The 24,460-nt window shown below is 37.3% G+C and carries 23 protein-coding genes, 2 tRNA genes and 1 pseudogene; 4 read left to right on the top strand and 22 right to left on the bottom strand.

Annotated elements, in window-relative coordinates:
• Positions 1–80: 80 nt before the first annotated feature.
• The 19 genes and pseudogenes from hisIE to G6N06_RS04965 form a co-directional block, all read right to left on the bottom strand.
• Positions 81–680 (bottom strand): annotated as a pseudogene (gene hisIE / locus G6N06_RS05055) (bifunctional phosphoribosyl-AMP cyclohydrolase/phosphoribosyl-ATP diphosphatase HisIE); the annotation flags it as partial.
• A 96-nt stretch (positions 681–776) separates the two neighbouring features.
• Complete coding sequence (gene hisF, locus G6N06_RS05050) at positions 777–1,532, bottom strand: imidazole glycerol phosphate synthase subunit HisF (protein ID WP_163514969.1); 756 nt, start codon at positions 1,530–1,532, stop codon at positions 777–779.
• Positions 1,533–1,560: 28 nt separating this feature from the next.
• Positions 1,561–2,295: a 1-(5-phosphoribosyl)-5-[(5-phosphoribosylamino)methylideneamino]imidazole-4-carboxamide isomerase gene (gene hisA / locus G6N06_RS05045; RefSeq protein WP_163514968.1), complete on the bottom strand. Its 735-nt coding sequence runs from the start codon at positions 2,293–2,295 to the stop codon at positions 1,561–1,563.
• 35 nt (positions 2,296–2,330) lie between these two features.
• A complete protein-coding gene (hisH, locus tag G6N06_RS05040; RefSeq protein WP_163514967.1) occupies positions 2,331–2,912 on the bottom strand; it encodes an imidazole glycerol phosphate synthase subunit HisH in 582 nt (193 codons plus the stop codon).
• A gap of 69 nt (positions 2,913–2,981) precedes the next feature.
• A complete protein-coding gene (hisB, locus tag G6N06_RS05035) occupies positions 2,982–4,106 on the bottom strand; it encodes a bifunctional histidinol-phosphatase/imidazoleglycerol-phosphate dehydratase HisB (protein ID WP_163514966.1) in 1,125 nt (374 codons plus the stop codon).
• 12 nt (positions 4,107–4,118) lie between these two features.
• Positions 4,119–5,156, bottom strand: coding sequence for a histidinol-phosphate transaminase (gene hisC / locus G6N06_RS05030; protein WP_163514965.1), 1,038 nt, complete (start codon positions 5,154–5,156; stop codon positions 4,119–4,121).
• Positions 5,153–6,439 (bottom strand): histidinol dehydrogenase, encoded by a 1,287-nt coding sequence (gene hisD / locus G6N06_RS05025; protein ID WP_163514964.1) that lies wholly within the window; start codon positions 6,437–6,439, stop codon positions 5,153–5,155. The genes hisC and hisD overlap by 4 nt, the downstream gene beginning before the upstream one ends.
• Before the next feature lie 45 nt (positions 6,440–6,484).
• Entirely contained in the window at positions 6,485–7,342 is an 858-nt protein-coding gene (gene hisG, locus G6N06_RS05020; protein ID WP_163514963.1) for an ATP phosphoribosyltransferase, read from the bottom strand.
• Between the two features lie 306 nt (positions 7,343–7,648).
• On the bottom strand, positions 7,649–8,464 hold the full coding sequence (locus tag G6N06_RS05015; RefSeq protein ID WP_163514962.1) for a prohibitin family protein: 816 nt from the start codon (positions 8,462–8,464) through the stop codon (positions 7,649–7,651).
• A 19-nt stretch (positions 8,465–8,483) separates the two neighbouring features.
• Entirely contained in the window at positions 8,484–10,517 is a 2,034-nt protein-coding gene (locus G6N06_RS05010; protein ID WP_163514961.1) for a VWA domain-containing protein, read from the bottom strand.
• 110 nt (positions 10,518–10,627) lie between these two features.
• Positions 10,628–11,374 (bottom strand): 3-oxoacyl-[acyl-carrier-protein] reductase, encoded by a 747-nt coding sequence (gene fabG, locus G6N06_RS05005; RefSeq protein ID WP_163514960.1) that lies wholly within the window; start codon positions 11,372–11,374, stop codon positions 10,628–10,630.
• Positions 11,375–11,527: 153 nt separating this feature from the next.
• The gene (gene sucD, locus G6N06_RS05000; RefSeq protein WP_163514959.1) at positions 11,528–12,400 is read right to left on the bottom strand and encodes a succinate--CoA ligase subunit alpha; all 873 of its coding nucleotides are present in this window, start codon (positions 12,398–12,400) and stop codon (positions 11,528–11,530) included.
• Positions 12,401–12,469: 69 nt separating this feature from the next.
• Positions 12,470–12,877, bottom strand: a complete 408-nt coding sequence (locus G6N06_RS04995; protein ID WP_163514958.1) for a nuclear transport factor 2 family protein — start codon at positions 12,875–12,877, stop codon at positions 12,470–12,472.
• Entirely contained in the window at positions 12,877–13,812 is a 936-nt protein-coding gene (locus tag G6N06_RS04990; RefSeq protein ID WP_163514957.1) for a UDP-3-O-(3-hydroxymyristoyl)glucosamine N-acyltransferase, read from the bottom strand. Before G6N06_RS04990 ends, G6N06_RS04995 begins: the two co-directional genes overlap by 1 nt.
• 65 nt (positions 13,813–13,877) lie before the next feature.
• A complete protein-coding gene (efp, locus tag G6N06_RS04985; RefSeq protein WP_163514956.1) occupies positions 13,878–14,444 on the bottom strand; it encodes an elongation factor P in 567 nt (188 codons plus the stop codon).
• 44 nt (positions 14,445–14,488) lie between these two features.
• Positions 14,489–15,274, bottom strand: a complete 786-nt coding sequence (gene lpxA, locus G6N06_RS04980; RefSeq protein WP_163514955.1) for an acyl-ACP--UDP-N-acetylglucosamine O-acyltransferase — start codon at positions 15,272–15,274, stop codon at positions 14,489–14,491.
• A gap of 85 nt (positions 15,275–15,359) precedes the next feature.
• Positions 15,360–16,766 (bottom strand): bifunctional UDP-3-O-[3-hydroxymyristoyl] N-acetylglucosamine deacetylase/3-hydroxyacyl-ACP dehydratase, encoded by a 1,407-nt coding sequence (locus G6N06_RS04975; RefSeq protein WP_163514954.1) that lies wholly within the window; start codon positions 16,764–16,766, stop codon positions 15,360–15,362.
• Positions 16,753–17,790 (bottom strand): UDP-3-O-(3-hydroxymyristoyl)glucosamine N-acyltransferase, encoded by a 1,038-nt coding sequence (gene lpxD / locus G6N06_RS04970; protein WP_163514953.1) that lies wholly within the window; start codon positions 17,788–17,790, stop codon positions 16,753–16,755. The genes G6N06_RS04975 and lpxD overlap by 14 nt, the downstream gene beginning before the upstream one ends.
• A gap of 590 nt (positions 17,791–18,380) precedes the next feature.
• Positions 18,381–19,604 carry an HD domain-containing protein gene (locus G6N06_RS04965; RefSeq protein WP_163515060.1) on the bottom strand — a complete coding sequence of 408 codons (1,224 nt, stop codon included), beginning with the start codon at positions 19,602–19,604 and terminating at the stop codon, positions 18,381–18,383.
• Positions 19,605–19,642: 38 nt separating this feature from the next.
• On the opposite strand from G6N06_RS04965, the gene porX reads away from it, so the two are divergent.
• From porX to G6N06_RS04950, 4 genes are all read left to right on the top strand, one after another.
• Positions 19,643–21,196, top strand: coding sequence for a T9SS response regulator signal transducer PorX (gene porX / locus G6N06_RS04960; RefSeq protein ID WP_163514952.1), 1,554 nt, complete (start codon positions 19,643–19,645; stop codon positions 21,194–21,196).
• 102 nt (positions 21,197–21,298) lie between these two features.
• Entirely contained in the window at positions 21,299–21,751 is a 453-nt protein-coding gene (tsaE, locus tag G6N06_RS04955; protein ID WP_163514951.1) for a tRNA (adenosine(37)-N6)-threonylcarbamoyltransferase complex ATPase subunit type 1 TsaE, read from the top strand.
• Positions 21,752–21,908: 157 nt separating this feature from the next.
• Complete coding sequence (locus G6N06_RS19690) at positions 21,909–22,052, top strand: hypothetical protein (protein ID WP_205334723.1); 144 nt, start codon at positions 21,909–21,911, stop codon at positions 22,050–22,052.
• Positions 22,015–22,545: a hypothetical protein gene (locus tag G6N06_RS04950; RefSeq protein ID WP_240337979.1), complete on the top strand. Its 531-nt coding sequence runs from the start codon at positions 22,015–22,017 to the stop codon at positions 22,543–22,545. Before G6N06_RS19690 ends, G6N06_RS04950 begins: the two co-directional genes overlap by 38 nt.
• A gap of 1,327 nt (positions 22,546–23,872) precedes the next feature.
• Here G6N06_RS04950 and G6N06_RS04940 read toward each other — a convergent pair.
• From G6N06_RS04940 to G6N06_RS04930, 3 genes are all read right to left on the bottom strand, one after another.
• Positions 23,873–23,947: transfer RNA gene (locus tag G6N06_RS04940), tRNA-Pro, on the bottom strand.
• A gap of 58 nt (positions 23,948–24,005) precedes the next feature.
• The gene (locus G6N06_RS20105; RefSeq protein WP_205334722.1) at positions 24,006–24,185 is read right to left on the bottom strand and encodes a GIY-YIG nuclease family protein; all 180 of its coding nucleotides are present in this window, start codon (positions 24,183–24,185) and stop codon (positions 24,006–24,008) included.
• 125 nt (positions 24,186–24,310) lie between these two features.
• Positions 24,311–24,394 (bottom strand) — tRNA-Ser (locus tag G6N06_RS04930).
• Positions 24,395–24,460: the final 66 nt, after the last annotated feature.

Below are 24,460 nucleotides of genomic sequence, written 5' to 3'. Positions count from 1 at the left end.
AAAGGTCTTTTTTTAGGATATGAGCCTTCAAATCACGATTAATATTCATGAAGAAATAGGATTTTATTGAACATTGAGCGTTATTTTTTCTCCCTATTCTTGAGTACCGTTTCAACATCCTCTAATTTAAAACCTTTGGCCTGGAGCAGCATCAAATAATGAAATAATAAATCTGCGCTCTCGTTTAAAAACAAGTCATCGTTATCATCTTTCGCCTCAATGACCACCTCCACCGCCTCCTCGCCTACCTTTTGAGCCAGTTTGTTGATGCCTTTTGCGAAAAGTGAGGCTACATAGGAATCCTCAGGTTTGGAGTTGTTACGACGCTCCAGGATTGTCTGCTCCAATTTGGAAATATATCCAAAATTGGACGAATTTTCCTCATCCCAACAGGTATCCGATCCTTTATGGCATGTTGGACCGACTGGGTGTGCCTGAATCAATAGCGTGTCATTATCGCAATCTACTTTAATACTTACCGATTTCAGGAAATTGCCACTTTCTTCACCCTTGGTCCATAAGCGTTGTTTGCTTCTGCTGTAAAAGGTTACTTTTTTGGTTTCTTGGGTTTTCTTGAAGGCTTCTTCATTCATATAGCCTAACATCAGGACGTTTTTAGTCATGGCATCTTGGATGATGGCGGGAATTAAATCTTCTGAATTGAATTTTAAGTTCATTGTTGTATTGTTTTTGCCACAATTATAAGTTTTGAGTGGATTCCGTTAAAAAACACATGGACACAGCTTTCTGTCGAAAGGACGATTGGTGGTCAATTTTTAAATTCGTACTTCTATATTATTTTCTTTTAAGGCATTTTTCAAATCCTTGATTTCAATTTCACCAAAATGGAATACACTGGCGGCAAGCGCGGCATCTGATTTCCCAATTTGAAAGGTATCCACAAAATGCTGAATGGTTCCAGCACCGCCAGAGGCAATAATTGGAATATTCAATGTGGTTGATAATTTTGACAAAGCCCCATTGGCAAAACCATCCTTGGTACCATCATGATCCATAGAGGTGAACAAAATCTCACCAGCACCACGATTTTCAACTTCTTTTGCCCATTCAAAAAGGTCCAACTTGGTAGGGATACTTCCTCCTGCCAGATGCACTTTCCATTGACCGTCAATTTGCTTGGCGTCTATGGCAACGACCACACACTGGCTTCCAAATTTATCGGAGAGTTCATTGATAAGTTCTGGACGTTTTATGGCAGATGAATTGATGGAAACTTTATCAGCGCCCGATTTTAAAAGCAAATCGACGTCTTCAATAGAGGAAATACCCCCACCTACAGTAAAGGGGATGTTGACTTGTTCGGCGACCTTCAAAACCATTTCCAAAGTGGTTTTCCGTCCTTCCAAAGTTGCGGAAATATCGAGAAATACCAGTTCGTCCGCGCCCTTTTCAGCGTATTGCTTTGCCAACACAACGGGATCTCCTGCATCAATGAGGTTGACAAAATTAACACCTTTAACGGTACGGCCATTTTTAATGTCCAAACATGGAATTATTCGTTTTGCAAGCATAATATTTTTTGAGTAAGTCGAGGTTTCACTAATAAAATTGTTCCAACTCTTGTAAACTGATTCTGTTCTCATAAATGGCCTTTCCAATAATGACGCCTTCACATCCTAAATCTCTTAACTTTGAAAGCTCATCAATATGTGAAATTCCACCCGAAGCAATCAGTTTTATGGATTGATCTGAACTATTGTTTGAACACTCTTCAATAATTTCTCTATACAAATCAAAAGATGGTCCTTCTAGCATGCCATCCTTGGAAATATCTGTACAAATGACATATTGCACTTTTTGTCTCTGGTAATTTTTTATAAAAGGAATGACTTCCAAACTGCTTTGCTCCTGCCAGCCACTTATGGCAATCTTACGATTGTTGCAATCGGCTCCCAGAATAATTTTGGTTGAGCCATACTTTTCCAACCAGGACTCAAAAGTTTTGTGATCGTTGACGGCAATACTTCCACCAGTAATTTGTTTCGCACCAGAATTAAAGGCAATATGCAGATCCTTATCCGATTTGAGTCCACCACCAAAATCAATCTTCAAATTTGTTTTTGAAGCAATCTGTTCCAATACCTTATAATTAACGATTTGCTTGGCTTTGGCTCCGTCCAAATCGACTAAATGCAAATATTCAATCCCTGAAGCTTCAAATTGCTTGGCAACTTCCAACGGATTTTCATTATATATTTTTTTAGTGTTATAATCACCTTTTGTCAGTCGGACACATTTGCCGTCTATTATATCTATTGCTGGAATAATCCTCATCTTGATTTACGATTTATGATTTACGATTTACAATTTCAGAAATTGAGAAAATTACTCAACACCGTCTCACCTTCCCAACTGCTTTTTTCAGGATGAAATTGAACGCCGTAAAAATTGTCTTTTTTTAATGCAGAACTATAAGTTACGCCATAATTTGTTTGAGCTATGGTATCTTCACACAATTCTGCATAATAACTGTGCACAAGATACATATAGGCATCGTTTTTTAGGCCGGTAAATAAATTTGTTTTCAAATTTGAAATGGTATTCCATCCCATTTGAGGAACTTTTACTGCATCGGAAAACCGTTTCACATCTACATCAAAAACACCTAAGCCATTGGTTGTACCTTCCTCTGTGGTATGACACAATAACTGCATTCCTAAACAAATGCCCAATAACGGCTGTTTGAGTGTTGGAATTAACACATCCAATCCCGACTCTTGAAGTATTTTCATAGCATTACTTGCATGCCCAACGCCAGGGAATATGACCTTATCAGCGGCTTTTATAAGTTCTGCGCTATTGGTCAAAATAGGATCAAACCCCAAACGATTGCATGCAAACTGAACACTTTTGGTGTTGCCGGCTCCATAGTCTATTATTACAATATTCATTCTAAGTGATTTATGAATTCAAACAGCAAATTCCAAAATGTCAAAAATGGAATTTGGAATTTGAAATTTCTACAATACTCCTTTCGTTGATGGCAAAATCATTTTTTCCAGATCCCGTTTGATGGCCATTTTTATAGATTTGGCAAAAGCTTTGAAAATAGCCTCAATTTTATGGTGTTCATTGTCGCCTTCTGCTTTGATATTCAAATTGCATCTGGCACCATCTGTGAACGATTTAAAAAAGTGAAAGAACATTTCCGTTGGCATTTTTCCGATCATCTCTCGCTTAAATTCTGCATCCCATACCAACCAATTCCGCCCTCCAAAATCGATGGCGACCTGTGCCAAACAATCGTCCATTGGCAAGCAAAATCCGTAGCGCTCAACTCCCAATTTATTGCCCAAAGCTTTGGCAAACACTTCGCCTAAAGCAATTCCTGTGTCTTCAATAGTGTGGTGTTCGTCCACCTCCAAATCACCAATGACTTTGATATCCAAATCCAATTGTCCATGACGGGCTATTTGATCCAACATGTGATCAAAGAAGGCAATTCCTGTATCAATATTGCTTATGCCGGTACCATCGAGGTTTAAGTTGATGGCAATTTTAGTTTCATTGGTGTTTCGTTCCAAAGTCGCGGTTCGATCTTCTGTTTTTAAGAACCTATAAACTTCCTCCCAATCTTTGGTCTCCAAAGCAATATAATCTTTAAGTACTTCCTGTTCTGCATCAATGAAGTCAGTGGCGGGGTTATTTATAAAAATGGCCTTTGAACCTAAATTTTTGGCCAGTTCAACATCTGTCAAACGGTCCCCAATGACGAACGATTTTTCCAAATCGTAGGCATCAGAGAAATATTGCGTCAACATTCCTGTTCTTGGTTTACGCGTATCTGCATTATCTTCCTCAAAAGTCCGATCGATGAACTGTTCCTTAAATTCAATGCCCTCCGATTTAAATGTTTCTAACATAAAATTATGAACCGGCCAAAACGTATCTTCTGGAAAAGAATCTGTTCCCAGTCCGTCTTGGTTGGTCACCATTACGATTTCATAGTCCAATTCTTTTGCAATTTTGCCGAGATATTGAAACACTTTAGGATAAAACAAAAGTTTTTCGAAACTGTCTATTTGATAATCTTTTGGTTCAATAATGATGGTGCCGTCACGATCAATAAATAATACTTTTTTCATTAAATTCAATCTTTATAAATTTTTCAATTTTTCAATAAGTTTTTTATTTTCCTCCTCTGTCCCAACCGTAAGTCGCAAACAATTTTCGCATAATGGCTGTGTTGTTCTATTGCGAATGACAATGCCATTTTCAATTAATTGTTGGTAGCGTTTGTTGGCATCATCCACTCTGACCATCACAAAGTTTGCTTCAGATGGATATACTTTCTCTATAAAATCGACCTCTTTCAATGCTTTAACTAAAACATCTCTTTGCTCTATAAGACAGGCTATTTGTGATTTTATTAATGTCATTTCACTAAGTCCTTCCATGGCCTTGGCTTGGGTAAGTTCATTAATATTGTAAGGGGGTTTTATTTTGTTTAATGTCGCTATGATTTCTTCGGATGCGAAACACATTCCCAAACGAATCCCTGCCATTCCAAATGCTTTGGATAAGGTTTGGGTCACCACAAGATTAGGGAATTCCTTCAATCTCGAAAGCCAGCTTTCTCCTTTTGAAAAATCAATATAAGCTTCATCCATAACCACAATGCCCTTGAAGTTTTTCAATAAGAACTCTACCGACGACGTTTCAAAGCTATTCCCTGATGGATTGTTGGGCGAACATAAGAATAGAATTTTGCTGTTCGCGTTCGCTTCTGATAAAATAGCATCTATTTTTGGCTGGAATGTTTCCTCAGAGAGATTGATTTTAATCGTTTCAACCGCATTGACATTGGCTAACACCTCATACATGCCATAGGTTGGTGGAAGAATAAGGATATTGTCTTTATTAGGCTCACAGAACATTCTAATGAGCAAGTCCAACACTTCATCACTGCCATTCCCCAAGAGAATGCTTTCAGTTGGCACTTTTTTTATATGGGAAATCAAAGCTTTAAGTTTGCCCTGCTGCGGGTCAGGATAACGATTGACCCCATTGGCATAAGGGTTTTCATTTGCATCAAGAAAAGTTAAATTGTCGGTATTGCCCTTAAACTCATCACGTGCTGAAGAGTAAGGCTTCAAAGCCTTTATGGAGGGCCTTATAAGATTTTGAATTGTCATGACTTGATATCTTTTAATCGGATGGATACTGCGTTCTTATGGGCCTGCAAACCTTCGGCTGCGGCCATCAGTTCAATGGTTTCCCCAATATTTAATAAACCTTGTTTTGTGATTTTCTGGAAAGTTATACTTTTTAGAAAGCTATCCAAATTCACTCCCGAATAGGCCTTGCTAAATCCGTTGGTGGGCAATGTGTGATTGGTGCCAGAAGCATAATCTCCCGCGCTTTCGGGCGTATAATCGCCGATGAATACTGATCCCGCATTGGTAATTCCCTGGACAAAAAATGATTCATTTTTAGCGCATACAATAAAGTGTTCCGGGCCGTATGAATTTATAAAGTCGAGCGCCGCTTGATCATCTGCAATAAAAATCAATTTCGAATTTTCAATGGCTTTTTCAGCGATGGTTTTTCTTGGCAAAACTGCAATTTGTTCTACAATTTCAGCCTTCACTTTTGCAATAAATGAATCTGAGTTGGATACCAACACGACTTGGCTATCAGTACCATGCTCGGCTTGACTCAAAAGATCGGAGGCGACATAAGCAGCATTTGCACTGTCATCGGCATAAACCAGCAGTTCGCTCGGACCAGCTGGCATATCAATGGCCACACCGTATTTGGTTGCCAATTGCTTAGCCACGGTGACAAATTGATTTCCTGGTCCGAAAATTTTATAAACTTGCGAAATAGTTTCCGTACCGAAGGTCATGGCTGCGATAGCCTGAATGCCACCAACCTTATAAATTTTGGTCACACCGCATAATTGTGCTGCATATAAAATTTCATTGGCAATCACACCTTGTCTGTTTGGTGGCGTGCAGAGAATCATCTCTTTACATCCTGCTATTTGTGCTGGAGCAGCAAGCATCAGCACCGTCGAGAATAAAGGCGCTGTTCCACCAGGAATATACAGTCCTATTTTTTCAATAGGTCGTTTTTCTTGCCAACATTGGACCCCTGGCATGGTCTGAACTTCAATCTTATCAATTTCTTGAGCCTTATGAAATGTTTCAATGTTCTGTTTTGCGTTTTTAATGGCCTCTTTTAATTCCTTAGGAACCTGCTGGGAGGCAGCACTTATTTCAGCTTCTGAAACTTCTGACACCTCGGCATCTATGCCATCAAAGAGTGCCGTATATTTTTGAATGGCCAAATTGCCGTTTCTTTTGACATCTTTAAAGATCTGGACCACGGTGGCCTCAATGCTGTCAACAGATTGGGTTGGCCTTTTAACGAGTTCTGACCAAGATGCTCTATTCGGATTTTTTATGATTTGCATTTTTTTAATATTAGATATTTTGTGCTTTGTTCGAAAATGACCTAACTAAATCACCATGTTTTCAATCGGACAGACTAAAATTCCTTCGGCGCCGTTGGCCTTCAGTTCGTCAATGACTTCCCAAAAATCATTTTTATTGATTACGGAATGTATGGAGCTCCAGCCCTCTTGTGCCAATGGCAAAACGGTGGGACTTCGCATTCCGGGAAGAACCCGGATGATTTTTTCAAGTTTGTCATTCGGTGCATTTAAAAGCACATATTTAGACTGTCGGCCTTTTAGAACGGATTTAATCCGAAATTGCAAACGTTTTAAAACGTCCTCATTTTCAGACGAAATCATTGGAGAGGCCACCAATACCGCTTCAGATTTTAACAACACTTCAACTTCCTTCAGGTTGTTTTTAAATAAGGTGCTCCCGCTTGAAACGATGTCTACAATGGCATCTGCAAGTCCTATATTGGGTGCGATTTCCACGGAACCATTGATGATGTGCAGTTGCGCATTAATATTGTTTATCTTCAGAAATTTTTGGACGGTGTTGGGATAAGAGGTGGCAATGCGCTTCCCATCCAGATCATTGATTCCTTTATATTTAAAGGATTTTGGTACGGCAATAGACACCTTGCAGGTTGAAAATCCCAGTTTTTCAATGACAGGGATGTCGGTACCCTTTTCAATCAAAATGTTTTCTCCTATGATGGCCGCATCCACAACACCATCTCGAAGATACTGAGGAATATCCCCATTACGGAGATAAAACACTTCTAAAGGGAAATTTTTGGCAGAGGCTTTGAGTTGATCTTTACCGTTGTCTATTGAAATCCCTACATCGTTAAGGATTTTCATGGAATCGTCATGTAAACGACCCGCTTTTTGAACTGCTATTCTTAATTTACTCATCTTAGTCCCCACGAAAGTGGGTATCTTTTTAATTAAACTTAACTAATGTTTGAGCAAATCTTTTGGGAGATAGATTCCTAAATTGGAAGGAATAAAAAAACCGCTTGATTCACTCAAACGGTTTTAAATATGTTGATTTTATTCAATACATCTTCAGTTCGCTTGAGTGCAAATATGATGATGGTGATGATGTGATTGAATAAAATTCATGTTCTTTGTTGTATTCTACAAATATTTGAAATTATAACTTACCATCCTAATATTTCGTAAAAAAATATTGATAAAATTTTCAACAGGTATAAATTATTACTGGTTTCCTAAAATAATAGGCAATCCAGAATCTCCCGATCCAATGACAATAACCTTACTGTTACTGGATTCAGAAAGTTTAACCGTAGCTTCAATACCTTTATCCTGAAGAATTTTATCTGTCAAGGAGGCACTCAAGATTCGGTTGGCATCTGCTTTACCTTGGGCTTCAATAATAACCTTTTCGGCTTCTTTGGAGGCGGTTACCAATCTAAACTCATACTCCAAGGATTCTTGTTCCTGTCTCAATTTTCGCTCTATCGCATCTTTAATAGTTGCCGGTAAAGTGACATCACGAACCAAAACCTCATTCAACTGAATGTATTGATCTTTCACAAACTTCTGGGTCTCTTCAAAAATCTCCTGCTGGATAGCATCGCGTTTACTAGAGTATAATTGCTCTGGAGTATACCGACCTACAACACTTCTGGCAGCGGAACGAATGGCTGGGAGCAAGATACGTTCTTTGTACTGCTCACCTTTTTCTTGGTGCAATTTGCCAAGATTCTCGTAAGCTGGTTGGAACCATACTGAAGCTTCTAATTTAATGTCCAATCCATTTGACGATAATACACTCATTTTATCTAAAATTTCTTGCTGTCTCACTTCATAGATAAATACCCTGTTCCAAGGTGCTATCAAGTGAAAGCCTTCACCGAGTGCTGGTTCATCCGTAACCACACCTCCTCCAAAGGTTTTATATAGAACGCCTGCTTGTCCGGACTCAACTGTCACTGCTGATTTGGCGAGTATAATAATTAAAACAATTGCTGCAATAATTGCAGGTATTGCAACTTTAGGTAATCTTTCCATAAATAATAATTAGTTTTTGTTAAATTAATCCGTTGTACTTTCTAATAAACCACTCAGCGCTAAGGCTTAACGCGATGAAGGCCAGTAGAAATTTCCAATCGATCAAAGGTACAACTTTTTTAGTGCTTTTTTGGATGGTTGGAAACCTTTCATCCTTTATTAACTGATCAACAAGAGCATCAGTGTCGTTAATAAAATAGGATGTGCCTTGGCTTAGTGTAGCCAAATTTTGAAGTTTCAATACATTAGCGTTCAAAAATTGCTGTTCCACACTATAATCCAAAATCTTAAATTCGCCAGATTGAGATATATTTTCTTCCTGTGCTTTTACGGTAAACACATAATCGCCAGCCTCCAATCCGCTTAAATCCACTTGATAATTCGATTGTTTCAGAATGAACGGCAGCTTTTGGGACTGTTCGCTTTCCTTGTTTTTTACTGTAATCTCAAGACTTGCAGTCTTGTCAAACTCATAAGTCCTGTTGAAGAATTGCGCCGTCAGGAGGACATTGTCATTGCCGTTGTAAAACGATTCATAAGAAACATTTAATCTGGAACGCTTTTGATTGGAATCGAGATATTGAATGATCTTTCCAATAAAATTATCAAAATCATGAAATGATTTTTTATCCAAATAACTTTGCGCCCTCCAGCGCCAAATGCCTTCCCCATTCAATACCACTGCTCTTTTCTGATTCACTTCATAAGACCATAACAGCGGCTCGTTCAATTGAATACCATTGACTGTTTTATATAATATAATCTCGATCGGCAATGAGAAAGTTGCGGTACCAAACTCCGTTTGCAAGGGTGGGAAATCTGAAAAATTTAGATCGTCCACAATAAACACATTGAAATTGGAATTGAGCGAAGGCTGAAAATCCTCATACTGATTGGTCACTGTTTGCTGCATAAAAGACTGTAGCCTATTGAACTCCAGCCAATTGGTCTTGGGGCCAAGAATGGTGAATGTGTTGATGTTTAAAGTCTGAATTTCATCATATACCAACTTAAAGTTTTGGTTTGGTTGATATAGTATAACCTGTTGAAAATCATCTTTTTGATTTAAAAATTCTGTAGGTTTTAAAATGGAGGCCTGTCGTTGTTCATTACTTTCAATTGATTTTTTCAAGGCTCCCAAATCAGGATGTATAATATCGGAGACTATCGCAACATGGGTTTTTCTATCAATAACTTCTACAGCAAAATTTTTAATATTATTAACTGTATTTTTTTCATTTGCAAGAGGTTTTAACTCCGCTTTGTAACTGTGGACTCCTGGTCTATTGGCTGGCAAACTTAGATTGACAAGTCTGCTGGACTGTTCTTTATTAAATGTCAAATTTTCAGAGAAAACAACGGTATTACCAGTGCTTATGGTCAATTGGGTACTTACTTCCTCTACGCCATTATAAACTGCAATAATTTCAATGGGAAATTTATTTTTTAAATAGGCATATTTATTAACATTGAGCTGCTCTATCTTCAAATCAGTATAACGGGTGGTGTCTCCTAAGATGATTGGAAAGACAGCCTGCTTATAGTTTTGAGCGGCAAATTCATAATCATTGCCATAGGTCTGATTGCCATCAGTAATCAAAATTAATGGTGCAATCGAGTTCCCATACACCTGATAAAAGCGTTCAAAAACCACTGTAGGATTAGTTTGCTTTTCGTCAAAACTTAAGGCTTCTAAGTTATTGACATCTTTTCCGAAGCTGAAAAGCTTTAGGTCAAACCGTTCGTTCAATCCTTCATCCTTCTGTAAAAGTTCTACTAAATCTCTGGTCTTTTGATCCTGATCCAGATATTTCACCGATTCTGTATTATCGACTGCTATCAATAAATTTGGCTTTTCATTAAAGAAGGTGATTTTATTGAATTTAGGATTGATCACTAATAGAAACACTGAAAACAGCGATACGAATCTTAAAAACGTCAATAACACATAGGTTTTTGAACGTTTCCTATGCTTGTATATATACTGAAAAAGCGCTAATGAAAGCGCTATTATTCCAGCTAATATGATGTATAGAATAGTTTCTGTATTCATTTAGTGATTAAGATTCTTTATTATCACGTCCAGATAATCATCGGGATCAGTCATGTATATCAAGAAGACTTTCAATTGATTTTCGGAAACTGCCAACTGAAGACTCCTTATTAAGTCAACATCCCACCATCCACATGAATTGTCTGCCCCGTAATATAATTACTTAAGTCGCTTGCTAAAAACACACAAGCATTAGCGATGTCTTCCGGTGTTCCTCCACGTTTTAACGGAATGGCATCTCTCCACGCTTTCACTGTATTTTCATCTAATTTGGCAGTCATTTCGGTTTCTATAAATCCAGGTGCAATGACGTTGCTTCTAATGTTACGAGATCCCAACTCCAAAGCTACCGATTTTGAAAATCCAATAATCCCAGCTTTAGAAGCCGCATAATTGGTCTGACCCGCATTTCCTTTAACGCCAACAACAGAACTCATATTAATGATAGAGCCTTTGCGCTGCTTCAACATGGTGCGCTGAACCGCCTTCGTCATATTGAAAACAGATTTAAGATTAACTTCAATGACTTTATCAAAATCCTCCTCAGTCATACGCATCAAGAGATTATCTTTGGTAATACCGGCATTATTGACTAAAACATCAATAGTTCCAAATTCAGCTAAGACATCGTCCACTAATTTTTGGGATTCATTAAAATCGGCCGCATTACTTTGGTAGCCTTTGGCTTTAATTCCCAAGGTGTTCAACTCGTCTTCTAAAACCTTTGCTGATTCAGCAGAGGAACTATATGTAAATGCAACATTTGCGCCATGTGCGGCAAAAGCTTGAGCGATTCCCTTACCGATACCTCTGCTCGCTCCTGTAATGATAGCTGTTTTTCCTTCCAATAACTTCATAAGTATAAATTTTTAGTAGTGAGCGCCATGCTTTTTGAGCTTTGGCATTCAACTGTGGTTGATGATTCTCTTTCCAAATATAAGGATAAGATGCTATTTCAAATTAAAAAACCCCACAAAGTTGCGAGGTTTTTAAAATGTTTTATTTGATAATTACGCCATCACTTCGGCTACTTTTTTACCAATTTCAGCAGGAGAATCCACGACGTGAATCCCACATGCTCTCATAATTTTCTTTTTTGCCTGAGCAGTATCATCGCTTCCTCCAACTATGGCTCCAGCGTGGCCCATGGTACGTCCTGCAGGCGCAGTTTCTCCAGCAATAAAACCAATAATAGGTTTTTTACTACCGCTTTCTTTATACCAATATGCCGCATCGGCTTCCAATTGTCCCCCAATCTCACCGATCATCACCACACATTCTGTTTCTGGATCATTGATCAACAATTCTACGGCTTCCTTGGTAGTGGTTCCAATAATTGGATCCCCACCAATTCCAATAGCTGTTGTTACTCCAAGACCTTGTTTTACAACTTGGTCAGCAGCCTCATAAGTTAATGTTCCTGATTTGGACACAATACCTACTTTCCCTTTTTTGAAGACAAAACCTGGCATAATTCCAACCTTAGCTTCTCCTGGGGTAATAACACCTGGACAGTTCGGTCCGATTAAACGACAGTCTTTAGATTTAATATAGTTGGATGCCTTTATCATATCCGACACCGGAATTCCTTCAGTGATGCATATAATGACCTTGATTCCAGCATCAGCAGCTTCCATAATGGCGTCTGCAGCAAAGGCCGGTGGCACAAAAATAATAGACGTATCCGCTTTAGCTTCCTTAACTGCGTCTTCAACAGTATTAAAAACAGGTCGGTCCAAATGGACTTGCCCACCTTTACCCGGTGTGACACCACCAACAACGTTAGTTCCGTATTCTATCATTTGTTCGGCATGAAAACTACCTTCACTGCCTGTAAAACCCTGAACTATTATCTTTGAATCTTTATTTACTAAAACGCTCATTTATATTATTTTTTAAATTTTTAAGACTTCGCAAAAGTAATTCTTTTAACAGCATTTATGAAGTCTTTGTTAAACTTTTATTTCCGAGAATGATTTATAACTTTCTAAATTGTCATCAGCCACTTGGCTTATTTCATGACCCCTGTACATTTTACCATCTTTTACTTCCCAAATACTTATGAAATTGGCCAAAGGCATCTCATTATCAGGATCTTCAATAGTACTGACGAACATGGTAAATCTGATGGTAACAAAATTTTCATCTTGTAGTAAATGACTTATTTTAGGTCTTAATGAATGATAAGCCACTTTTATATTGCTGTAGAAACGAACTAATCCTTCGTAGTCAAAAGCTGTGTATCCAGTACTGCTATTCCAGTGCAACAGACTGTCTTTATGAATATAGGTAGGAACCACAGAGCTATCATTAGCCAAATCTGATTCATAAAAACCCTTAACAATTTCTTTTGGAGACATTATTTCTTTTTTATCTGTTCAATGACTTCGGGTATTCTTTTTATATAGGCCTTGTCCTTTAACTCTGCCTTTGCTTCTTGTGCTGGTGTACCCCAATAGGTTTTACCACCTTCCAGTGATTTACTGATCCCTGCTTGGGCATGGATGATGGCTTTACTGCCAATCGTAATGGCGCTGGTACTACCTACTTGTCCCCAAATGGTGACTTCATCCTCAATAATGACACAGCCGGCTATTCCGACTTGAGAAGCAATCAAACATTTTTTTCCAATAACGGTGTCGTGACCAATTTGGATTTGGTTATCCAATTTTGAACCTTCACCAATTATGGTATCACCGGTAACGCCCCGATCAATGGTACAAAGGGCGCCAATATGGACATTGTCTTTAACCACCACTCGTCCACCCGAAATCAATTGATCAAATCCTTCTGGACGTTTTTTGTAATAGAAGGCACTTGCCCCTAATACCGTACCCGCATGAATGGTGACATTATTGCCAATGATGGTATCATCATAAATAATAACATTGGGATGGATTAGGCAATCATCGCCAACAACCACGTTGTGACCAATAAAACAATTGGGTTGGATAATGGTGTTGTTTCCAATTTTCGCGGAATCCGAAATGCTTTGATTTGCACTTCTGAATGGCTTAAAATGTTGGGTCAATTTATTGAAATCCCTAAAAGGATCATCACTTATAAGCAGCGCCTTCCCCTCAGGACACTCAACTTCCTTATTGATCAAAACAATTGTTGCAGCAGAATTTAACGCTTTGTCATAATATTTTGGATGGTCCACAAATACAATGTCGCCTGGTTCTACAACATGAATTTCATTCATTCCCAATACAGGAAAATCATCGGCCCCTATATAAGAGGTGCTGATGATTTCTGCTATTTGTTTTAAAGTGTGTGGTTTGGGAAACTTCATTTACCGCTATTTTATTAATGTTTATGTGGCAGACCGACTGCCAGCTGTAGACCGTAAACTGAAAACTACTCTTTAATACGCTCTTTATAAGTTCCTTTTTCAGTTTCAATTCTGATTTTATCACCTTCGTTTATGAACAAAGGCACATTCACTTCCGCTCCCGTCTCAACGGTTGCTGGTTTTGTAGCGTTTGTGGCCGTATTTCCTTTCACCCCAGGTTCAGTAGCGGTAACTTCCAGAACTACGTTCGCTGGCATTTCTACTGACAGCGGCATATTATCTTCCGTATTGATCAAGATGGTTACAATTTCTCCTTCTTTCATCAAATCAGGACGATCCAAAGCCGCTTCCAATAATCGGATTTGTGAAAAATCTTCTTGATTCATGAAATGGTAAAATTCACCATCATGGTATAAAAATTGAAATTTGTGTGTTTCTACACGGACATCATCAATTTTATGTCCAGCAGAAAATGTATTCTCCAAGACTTTTCCGCTGGTTACACTTTTCATTTTTGTTCTTACAAATGCTGGGCCTTTTCCAGGTTTAACGTGTAAAAATTCGACAATTTTATAAATATCATTATTGTACCGGATGCATAATCCATTTCTTATATCTGCTGTTGTTGCCATAATATGTCCCACAAAAGTAAGTGGGTGATTTTAATAATTAATAACTAGTTCGATTTAAAATAACCTTTCATGATGCCTCTATGTGAATTCTTGATGAATTGTAAGATTTCATCTCGCTCTGGAGTGGCTTCCATTTCGGCTTCAATAATTTCTGAAGCTTGGGTGTTGTTATAGTTCTTCTGATAAAGAATGCGGTAAATGTTTTGTATTTCTCTAATTTTATCTGAAGAAAACCCTCTTCGTCTTAATCCAACCGAATTGATTCCGACGTAAGACAAAGGTTCTCTTGCCGCTTTTACAAATGGTGGTACATCTTTACGGACCAAAGATCCACCAGTCACAAAGGCGTGATTTCCTATGGAACAGAATTGATGTACAGCGGTCATTCCAGCCAATACCACATAATCACCTACCGTAATATGTCCCGCAAGCGTACTGTTATTTGAAAAGATACAATTATTACCAATAATGCAATCGTGGGCAATATGACAATAGGCCATGATTAAACAGTTATCCCCAACGACAGTTTTCATCCTGTCTGAAGTCCCCCGATTGATCGTAACACATTCTCTAATAGTAACATTGTTACCGATTTCAGTGATGGTGTCCTCATCCTTAAATTTTAAATCTTGTGGAACAGCGGAAATCACGGCTCCAGGAAAGATATTACAGTTTTTTCCGATGCGAGCCCCTTCCATAATGGTTACGTTACTTCCAATCCAGGTACCTTCACCAATGATCACATTGTTGTGAATGGTGGTAAATGGATCAATCACAACATTCTTTGCTATTTTGGCTCCAGGATGTACGTATGCTAATGGTTGGTTCATTTCCTTGATTTTATTTGTTTTATGTTCTTTTAATTGACAGATCAATTATTTAGATTTTAATCGATAACTTTAATGTTATTCTTTTTTATTTAATTTTTGAAATTTGCGCCATCAACTCTGCTTCTGCACAAAGTTTTCCATTGGCATAAGCGTAGCCTTGCATGTGGCAGATTCCTCTTCTAATAGGAGTAATCAAATCGCATTTAAAAATTAGAGTATCTCCTGGAACCACTTTCTGTTTGAATTTCACCTTATCAATCTTCATGAAGAACGTCAAGTAATTTTCTGGATCAGGAACGGTACTTAACACAAGAATACCTCCTGTTTGGGCCATGGCTTCTACTATCAAAACACCTGGCATAACTGGAGCTCCAGGAAAATGACCTGCAAAGAATGGCTCGTTCATGGTCACGTTTTTGACGCCTATAACACCGGTATCCGTGAGCTCAAAAATTTTATCGATCAATAGGAACGGTTGTCGATGTGGCAACATATCCATAATCTGATTGATATCCATTAATGGCTCCTGATTCAAGTCGACGACAGGAACATTGCTTCTTCTTTCATTCCTGATCATATTAAACATTTTTCGCGCAAACTGAGTGTTTATAAAATGTCCAGGTTTATTCGCAATGACTTTTCCTCTTAAAGGGATTCCTATAAGCGCCAAATCTCCTATCACATCCAATAATTTATGACGTGCAGCCTCATTGGGATGGTGCAAGGTTAAATTGTCAAGAATGCCATTTGGTTTTACGGCAATGGCGTCTTTTTTGAAGGCAACTCTCAACTTTTCCATGGTTTCTGGCGATAATTCCTTATCTACATAAACAATAGCGTTATTTAAGTCGCCTCCCTTGATAAGTCCATGTTCCAATAGCATTTCAATTTCATGTAAGAAACTGAAGGTTCTCGAATTTGAAATATCCTCTTTAAAATCGTGAATGGTATTTAAGGTCGCGTTTTGTGTTCCTAAAATTTTGGTGCCAAAATCGACCATAGTGGTTACCTGATATTCATTGGCAGGCATAATAATGATTTCACTTCCAGATTCTTGATCTATATAAGAGACCACTTCAGTGACCACATATTCTTCTCTGAACTCCTCTTGTTCCTCAATACCTGCTTCCTCAAGTGCCTTCACAAAGAATTTGGACGAACCATCCATGATTGGAGGTTCTGAAGCATTTATTTCAATCAAGATATTGTCAATATCCATTCCTACAAGAGCCGCCAAAACATGCTCTGAAGTCTGGATAACAACTCCATTTTTCTCTAATCGAGTGCCACGTTGTGTGTTGGTAACAAAACTTGCGAGTGCTTCAATGACCGGGGTGCCTTCAAGGTCCATCCGCTTAAACGAATATCCGGAATTTACTGGTGCAGGTGAAAATGTCAGTGTTACATCGTTACCTGTATGCAATCCAACACCTTGTAAAGAAACCTTCTTTTGGATTGTTTTCTGTTTGATGTCTGTCTTAACTATTCCCATTTACTTTTTTATCAATTTTATCAATTTTGTTAATTTCTTTCATGATTTTAGGTAAGTTTTTAAAATACACGTAAGATTTATTGTAATCTGCATAAGCAAATGCGGGTGAGCCCTGGAGCACCTCATCGTCTTTTATATTCCTCCCAATACCTGATTGTGCCTGTATTTTCACATTATTGCCTATAATAATATGACCTACAATCCCAACTTGACCTCCAATAATACAGTTTTCACCTATTTTAGTCGATCCTGCAATTCCTGTTTGGGCAGCAATAACGGTATTTTTTCCTATTTCAACATTATGTGCCACTTGGATTTGATTGTCCAGCTTAACCCCTTTTCTAATTATGGTTGATCCCAAGGTAGCTCTATCAATAGTAGTCGCAGCCCCAATATCTACAAAGTCTTCAAGGATTACATTACCGGTTTGTGGCACTTTTGCATATTCTCCTTTTTCATTTGCGGAAAAACCAAAACCATCAGCACCAATGATGGCCCCTGAATTTATAACACAATTTTTTCCGATTACACATTCAGAATACACTTTGGCTCCAGCAAACAATACCGTATTGTCATCTATTTTTACATTATCTCCAATATAACAATTAGGAAATATCTTGACATTGTTTCCTATGGTGACATTTTCACCTATATATGTAAAGGCTCCAATATATACATCCTCACCATGTTTTGTGGTTTTGGAGATATGCGAAGGCTGTTCAATTCCAAACTTATTGAGCTTTACCTGATTGTAATATTCCAACAGTCTTGAAAATGATTTGTAAGCATCATCAACTTTTATGAGTGTTGTAGTAATTGCATGCTCTGCTTCAAAAGTCTTGTTGACAATGGTTATTGATGCTTTTGTAGAATAGATATGCGACTTGTACTTAGGATTGGCCAAAAACGTCAATGAGCCTTCAGTACCTTCTTCGATCTTTGAAAGTTTCGAGACTTTAACATCCGGATTCCCGATGATATCGCCTTCTAAAATCTCCGCTATTTGTAGTGCTGTAAATTTCATCAACCGCAAAAATAGAAAAAATGTATCATATATTGTTATTTACTGTAAAGTTACTTCGATAAGCTCAGTATAACATGTTTGCTATTGAGCTGTTCATCTCTGCATTCATGGCGTTTTTCATTCTTTGTAACCATCTTGCCCCAACCCTATACCTAATGCCTTACGAGTTCCACAGCACAAAAAATTATAATTAGTGAAATGGAGGCTAATAATTTATGACTTTTTCAACCTATAAAATCGAATGTCAAATAATGAATGTTGAATATCGAGTGTTTAAAGTAAAAAGAACAAATGAATGTATATTTAAAAAAACCTAATAACTCCGAATCATTTCCCGCAGATTTTTACAGATTCAAAAATCAATATTCTTTAAGCGTTAATCAAACTTTATCATCTCTCATGCCGCTTGAATGTTTCTAAATGGAGTTGACCATTATAGTTCATTATTCGTTATTCAAAAATCAACAATCTTCAATCTTTAACAATTAAACATTCATAGTCGTCTTTCCCTACCGTCTTGCCTCTACAAAAAAATCCTTACTCCTAACCCGCCCGTAGCTAAAAGGCACGTTCGGGCGAGTCCCCAATGCCTATTTCTTCGGATAACAGATATAATATTTTGTGACGGGTTTTGAGAGTGCTTTTAAATTCAATTGGTCGGAAGCTTTGACGATATCTTGTATTTTTCCCGATTTGTGCAAAATATTTATAGTTTGTGTTTTCAGTTGATAGGCTTGATTGGAGATCTCTCCTGTGAACACAAAATAATCAGCTTCCTTTTCACTTATATTATAACGCTTCATCAGATTCTCTTTGTGCTCTTTCACATCGGCTAACTTAGGTTTCTTATTCTTCATCTTCACTTTGAGCAAATCTCTATTGATGATCATGTCACACAGATTCCTTAAAACGAAGTCATCATGAAATTGCCATTCTTTCATACCCGAAACAATGTCATAATCATCCAGCTGAGCAAAAACAGCCAATGTATCTGTTGTGAAATTTGAATTGTTGATCTCATTATGTAAAAAATAGGACAATGCCCTACTCGCTTTTAAATCCATGCCACTTACAGTAAGTTCCTTGGCACGTTTTAAAACACGCATCAACAGTTGTTCCGCCACCACACTTGTTTTATGCAAATAAACTTGCCAATACATCAATCTTCTGGCGACAAGAAATTTTTCAACACTATAAATGCCCTTTTCTTCCACTACCAATTCATCATTTTCAACATTGAGCATGGTAATCAACCGTTCGGCATTGATATTTCCTTCCGCCACACCGGTGTAAAAACTGTCACGTTTCAAATAATCGGCCCTATCCATATCCAGCTGGCTCGAAATGAGCTGGCACATAAAATTTCGATGGTATTCTCCTTTAAACATTTGAATGGCGAGCGTTAAACTTCCGTTAAATTCTACATTCAAACGCTCCATAAACAGAAGCGAAATGGCTTCATGAGATATTCCCGTTACAATACTATGCTCCATAGCGTGACTAAACGGGCCATGGCCAATATCATGTAATAGAATCGCAATCAGCAAACCGTTTTCTTCCTCTTCAGAAATGTCAACCCCCTTAAAACGAAGTACATTCACAGCTTTTTGCATTAAATGCATACACCCCATGGCATGATGGAATCTTGTATGGTGTGCTCCCGGATACACCAAATAAGACATGCCCATTTGAGAAATCCGCCGCAGCCTTTGAAAATATTTGTGGGCAATTAAATCAAAGATTAACGAATTCGGTATGGTAATAAAACCGTAAATTGGGTCGTTAAATATTTTGAGTTTGTTTACTTTATCCAAACTTATGTTTTTAAACATTAAATTATAAACAAATATACATGAACCATATAAATATTCTTTGGGTTGACGACGAAATTGATTTACTAAAACCCCATATCCTGTTTTTAGAAAAAAAGAACTATAATGTTACTACCTGCAAAAGTGGCACAGAAGCTTTAGAAAATTTAGATGACACCAATTTTGACATTGTTTTTTTAGATGAAAATATGCCTGGATTAACGGGTTTGGAAACGCTGAATGAGATTAAGGAGCGCCGTGCCAATCTTCCTGTGGTCATGATTACCAAAAGCGAAGAGGAATATATTATGGAAGAAGCCATAGGCAATAAAATTGCAGATTATCTTATAAAGCCTGTTAACCCCAATCAAATTCTGTTGAGCCTAAAAAAGAATTTAGATCACTCCAGATTAATTTCAGAAAAAACAACCTCCAATTACCAGCAGGAGTTTCGGAAAATTGCCATGGACATGGCTATGGTCAACAGCTATGAGGAATGGTCAGAATTGTATCAGAAATTAATTTACTGGGAACTTCAGCTTGAAGATATAGAAGATGTTGGTATGACTCAAATCCTTGAGTCCCAAAAGACTGAAGCCAATGCTCAATTTGGGAAATTTATTGAAAAAAACTACACAGATTGGTTTGAAAAGAATGCCGATGCACCGGTCATGTCCCACACGTTGTTCAAAAACAAAATAGTACCTGAACTTAGCGACAAACAGCCTACCCTATTAATCGTCATTGACAATTTAAGATACGATCAATGGAAAGCTTTTGAGCCTATTGTGAACAATTATTACAAAAAAGCCTCAGAAAGCTCTTTTTACAGCATTCTCCCAACGGCCACACAATATGCCCGTAATGCCATCTTTTCTGGACTGATGCCAAGTGACATGGAAAAACGGCATCCCGAATATTGGAGGAACGATGTAGATGACGGTGGTAAGAATCTATACGAAGCCGAATTTCTGGAAGCTCAATTAAAACGATTGGGACTTCAAAACCTAAAAACTGAATATCATAAAATAACCAATCTCCAATCAGGTAAAAAGTTAGTTGAAAACTTCAAAACATTAAAAAACAACGATTTATCTGTTATTGTCTATAATTTTGTGGATATGCTCTCCCACTCTAAAACAGAAATGGAAGTCGTCAAGGAATTGGCTTCAAATGACAAAGCCTATCGGTCTCTGACCTTAAGTTGGTTTAAAAACTCACCCTTGCTTGAAATGATACAAAAGGCGCAGCAAATGGGCTTTAAATTGATTTTGACAACAGATCATGGCACCATAAACGTTAACAACCCTTCAAAGGTTATTGGAGATAGAGATACAAGTTTGAATTTACGTTATAAAACTGGGCGAAGTTTAACGTATGAAGCTAAAGATGTTTTTGTTGTGAAGGATCCGAAAAGCATCCATCTCCCCTCCATAACGATGAGCAGTTCTTTCATTTTCGCTAAAGGCGATCTGTTTTTGGCCTATCCAAACAATTACAATCACTATGTAAGTTACTTCAGAAACACCTATCAACATGGAGGCGTTTCATTGGAAGAAATGATCATTCCTTTTGTGGTTCTCAATCCAAAATAAATCTATGTAATGCCAAAAAACCCGATGAAATACATTTTTTATTAGTATTTCTCATTTTTTATGTTTAATATTGCTACCTAATCAATTTCATAAGCGCAAATCATGATATTCAAATATCCTATTGAAGATATTGAATCCGTTGCGAGTGCCATATTAAAACAGGTGACATCCAAAACGCTTTTATTTTATGGCGATATGGGCGTAGGAAAAACAACCTTAATTAAGGCACTTTCAAAACAATTGGGAAGCACGTCGAATGTCAGTAGTCCAACATTTTCAATTGTAAACGAGTATGAAATTGAGGACGGGCTCATTTATCATTTTGATTTGTACAGAATAAAAGACGAGGAAGAAGCCCTGAACTTTGGTATAGAAGATTATTTATTTAATGACCAGTGGATTTTTATTGAGTGGCCAGATAAATTAGTGAGTTTTCTTCCTGAAAAGTTCAATAAAATTGAAATTAAATTGAATTTAGATGGCTCAAGGATTCTTAAATTGAGCAGCAATACTAACTTAACCCAAAAAAAAGTGAAAAAGCAGAAAAAAGATTGAAAACTTTTGGCAACCACACCCCGCGTCAATTTTGAAAAGTACGGTAAAACCGTAACGTTCAAGCGGCTTAAGCAATTGATTTTAACATTTGATTAACACGAATTATACGGTGTTGATGTTACATTTGAATTAATTAATTAATTAAATCCCTTGAATTATGAAAACAAAAAAGTACATGATTGCCTTGGCAATTTTCGGTGGTGCGTTGTTCACTGCACAAGCAACAAATTTTATTGATTTAGATGGACAAACAACAACACAAATTGAAAGAGCTTCAATCAAAATTCCAGCTGGAGGATAAAAACAGTATAAAAAAGAGATTTTTTTTAGGGAGTATCATTGCAACTTTAATTGCAGGATCTCCCTTTTTATTTTATCTATATAATTACGTTCCTCCCACAACAGATTGGGAAACCTTCCTATTTACATACCACAGTGGTTATTATGAAAATGCGCAAACCGCCATGTGGATGCTCACTGGTAAATTAATCACGCTCTTATTTCTTGTTATTTGGTTTTTCACATGTCGCCATTGGTGGTACCACGCTTTATTGGTACCAATAATAATGTACATTTATCAAGTGGTAATAGCTATTTATCAAGACACTAAATTAGACGAATTTGACTTAGTATATCTATTGCCAATTATGGCTTTAATAATCCCTTCAATTTATTTAATTAGAGCCAAGGTTTTTAATAAGATCAATGATGCAGATAAGACCATGCAGGAGCTTGAAGATGAATTTAAAATTAGACCTAAAGGTTTCATGAATAGATTAAAAGAATACTTTTAGAGAATCCGCATTAAAATTACACCTACAATCACCGGACTTTACAAACAGGGATACAAATTTTCAATTATACTTTTTCATTTCTCAAACACCGCCATTGTTATTTTCTTTAAAATTTTCGAGCAAAACAACCTATTATTGCCTAGAACACATTCATAAGAATTTTCTGAACTTTCAATTCTATCAATTAGTTGATTATGTGATAAAGGATTAAATCCAAATACATCATTTGTGCACCACAAAAGTTCATTATTATAGCCATTAAAGACTGCCCATTTATTCTCCCATAATGTCATTGTATATTTCTGTTTTCTGCTATCATCCCACATTTAACACAAGTGGTTTACAACATTGAGGTAAAGCTTATAATTGTGTCTTTTGACTTTGATAATCCGTTAATTAGTGTTGATTTCTGATACTCAAATTTAATAACCCCTGTTGTATAAGGTACATCTTTCACATCATCATTTGTACAAGCGACTAATGAAACGATTGCTATTAGAAAACTAATAAAAAAGTAATTTTTCTTCATGATAATTCAATTTGATATATATCAAAAATTCTGTACAATGTTGGAGTCGGCAATTAGTGCCAAAATATATATTGATCCATATCAAACATATCGTTTATAATGAGAGCATCCAATTAAAATTGATCTACATTTTAGTTCTTATTCTTTTCATGGGAGTTCATCTTCTTTTTCAAAAACTCACGAATTGGCATAATTTAATACGTGCTGAATAAAAGTAAAATATCTTTAAAGAACTATTTCAGTCCTGAAAAGATAAATTGTATTTCAGATGAAGGTTTAAGGAAGGATGGATTAAAAAGAAGGTGACAAGTTTCGTGATGTTGTGGACCTCATATTGTTAATTTCGAGGGTGTTGTAATCTTATTTAATTCTGTTCTATTTTGTGATTTTTCAACAAGCAACATATTGACCCAATAGAATCAAGGTTTCACTGTAACAATCTTATAAATTATGGGCTATTTTGGCACCACTCATTTGAAGAAAAAAAAACGGGATCCCCTATCACATTAGTAAGGTTTTCTACTAATAATTTTCACTTAAGTTTGAAATCTCAAAATTTCTGACTTAACCTTGATTTTTCAGAAGCGGATTAACTTCGTTGATCCTGAGTCTGGATCGTTGCTCAGTAAAAGCCTAAAATTACCAAGAACGGTATTCATGGTTTTACCCTTTGTTTGTTTGCCTATGCTCTATTCCGTTAGCAACGCCACAAATGAAAAAAGCCTAACAAATATTTGGTTTGTTAGGCTTTTACTGGTCGGAGTGGTCACGCTTTAAGGCGTGACGACCTCCATTATGTCGGGGTGGCAGGATTCGAACCTGCGACCTCCGCGTCCCAAACGCGGCGCGATAACCGGGCTACGCTACACCCCGAATTGGTTATCTTCAATATATCTTTTGGCTCCTCGCTTTTTAATCTTCTTCTCTAAAATTAATGCCTCTGATCTGTTTTTACATGTTGGGTAAAAACCAAATTCCATGGCGTTCCTGTTTTAGTCGATGCTACTAAGCCCTTGTTGTGTCGTATCAATCTACTTTCGATATTATCTGTTTGACCAACATAATATCTTGAACGTTTTTGGCTATACAATATGTAAACCGTATAATCCATAATTTACTGTTTGGGTGGTCACGCCTCAAGCGTGACAACCTTCACGCCATTGGCGTGACGCGATAACCTGGGTAGACCTGTCACGCCTTAGCGTGATACACCCCGAATTGGTTATCTAAATATTGCGGAGAGACAGGGACTCGAACCCTGGCGACAGTTTCCCGTCGACAGATTAGCAATCTGCTCCATTACCACTCTGGCACCTCTCCTATTTGTTAAAGAACATCTCCTAAATGCGGATGCAAATGTAGCCCTTCATTCCAAAGAAAGCAACT

Source organism: Gelidibacter japonicus, assembly GCF_010725055.1.
Taxonomy (GTDB): domain Bacteria; phylum Bacteroidota; class Bacteroidia; order Flavobacteriales; family Flavobacteriaceae; genus Gelidibacter; species Gelidibacter japonicus.
This window is presented reverse-complemented; position numbering and strand designations above follow the sequence as displayed.

What these genes read in the sequence shown, in the direction of transcription:
- hisF (WP_163514969.1), bottom strand. Translation starts at nt 1,532, where the DNA reads ATGCTTGCAAAACGAATAATTCCATGTTTGGACATTAAAAATGGCCGT.
- hisA (WP_163514968.1), bottom strand. Translation starts at nt 2,295, where the DNA reads ATGAGGATTATTCCAGCAATAGATATAATAGACGGCAAATGTGTCCGA.
- hisH (WP_163514967.1), bottom strand. Translation starts at nt 2,912, where the DNA reads ATGAATATTGTAATAATAGACTATGGAGCCGGCAACACCAAAAGTGTT.
- hisB (WP_163514966.1), bottom strand. Translation starts at nt 4,106, where the DNA reads ATGAAAAAAGTATTATTTATTGATCGTGACGGCACCATCATTATTGAA.
- hisC (WP_163514965.1), bottom strand. Translation starts at nt 5,156, where the DNA reads ATGACAATTCAAAATCTTATAAGGCCCTCCATAAAGGCTTTGAAGCCT.
- hisD (WP_163514964.1), bottom strand. Translation starts at nt 6,439, where the DNA reads ATGCAAATCATAAAAAATCCGAATAGAGCATCTTGGTCAGAACTCGTT.
- hisG (WP_163514963.1), bottom strand. Translation starts at nt 7,342, where the DNA reads ATGAGTAAATTAAGAATAGCAGTTCAAAAAGCGGGTCGTTTACATGAC.
- G6N06_RS05015 (WP_163514962.1), bottom strand. Translation starts at nt 8,464, where the DNA reads ATGGAAAGATTACCTAAAGTTGCAATACCTGCAATTATTGCAGCAATT.
- G6N06_RS05010 (WP_163514961.1), bottom strand. Translation starts at nt 10,517, where the DNA reads ATGAATACAGAAACTATTCTATACATCATATTAGCTGGAATAATAGCG.
- fabG (WP_163514960.1), bottom strand. Translation starts at nt 11,374, where the DNA reads ATGAAGTTATTGGAAGGAAAAACAGCTATCATTACAGGAGCGAGCAGA.
- sucD (WP_163514959.1), bottom strand. Translation starts at nt 12,400, where the DNA reads ATGAGCGTTTTAGTAAATAAAGATTCAAAGATAATAGTTCAGGGTTTT.
- G6N06_RS04995 (WP_163514958.1), bottom strand. Translation starts at nt 12,877, where the DNA reads ATGTCTCCAAAAGAAATTGTTAAGGGTTTTTATGAATCAGATTTGGCT.
- G6N06_RS04990 (WP_163514957.1), bottom strand. Translation starts at nt 13,812, where the DNA reads ATGAAGTTTCCCAAACCACACACTTTAAAACAAATAGCAGAAATCATC.
- efp (WP_163514956.1), bottom strand. Translation starts at nt 14,444, where the DNA reads ATGGCAACAACAGCAGATATAAGAAATGGATTATGCATCCGGTACAAT.
- lpxA (WP_163514955.1), bottom strand. Translation starts at nt 15,274, where the DNA reads ATGAACCAACCATTAGCATACGTACATCCTGGAGCCAAAATAGCAAAG.
- G6N06_RS04975 (WP_163514954.1), bottom strand. Translation starts at nt 16,766, where the DNA reads ATGGGAATAGTTAAGACAGACATCAAACAGAAAACAATCCAAAAGAAG.
- lpxD (WP_163514953.1), bottom strand. Translation starts at nt 17,790, where the DNA reads ATGAAATTTACAGCACTACAAATAGCGGAGATTTTAGAAGGCGATATC.
- porX (WP_163514952.1), top strand. Translation starts at nt 19,643, where the DNA reads ATGAACCATATAAATATTCTTTGGGTTGACGACGAAATTGATTTACTA.
- tsaE (WP_163514951.1), top strand. Translation starts at nt 21,299, where the DNA reads ATGATATTCAAATATCCTATTGAAGATATTGAATCCGTTGCGAGTGCC.
- G6N06_RS19690 (WP_205334723.1), top strand. Translation starts at nt 21,909, where the DNA reads ATGAAAACAAAAAAGTACATGATTGCCTTGGCAATTTTCGGTGGTGCG.
- G6N06_RS20105 (WP_205334722.1), bottom strand. Translation starts at nt 24,185, where the DNA reads ATGGATTATACGGTTTACATATTGTATAGCCAAAAACGTTCAAGATAT.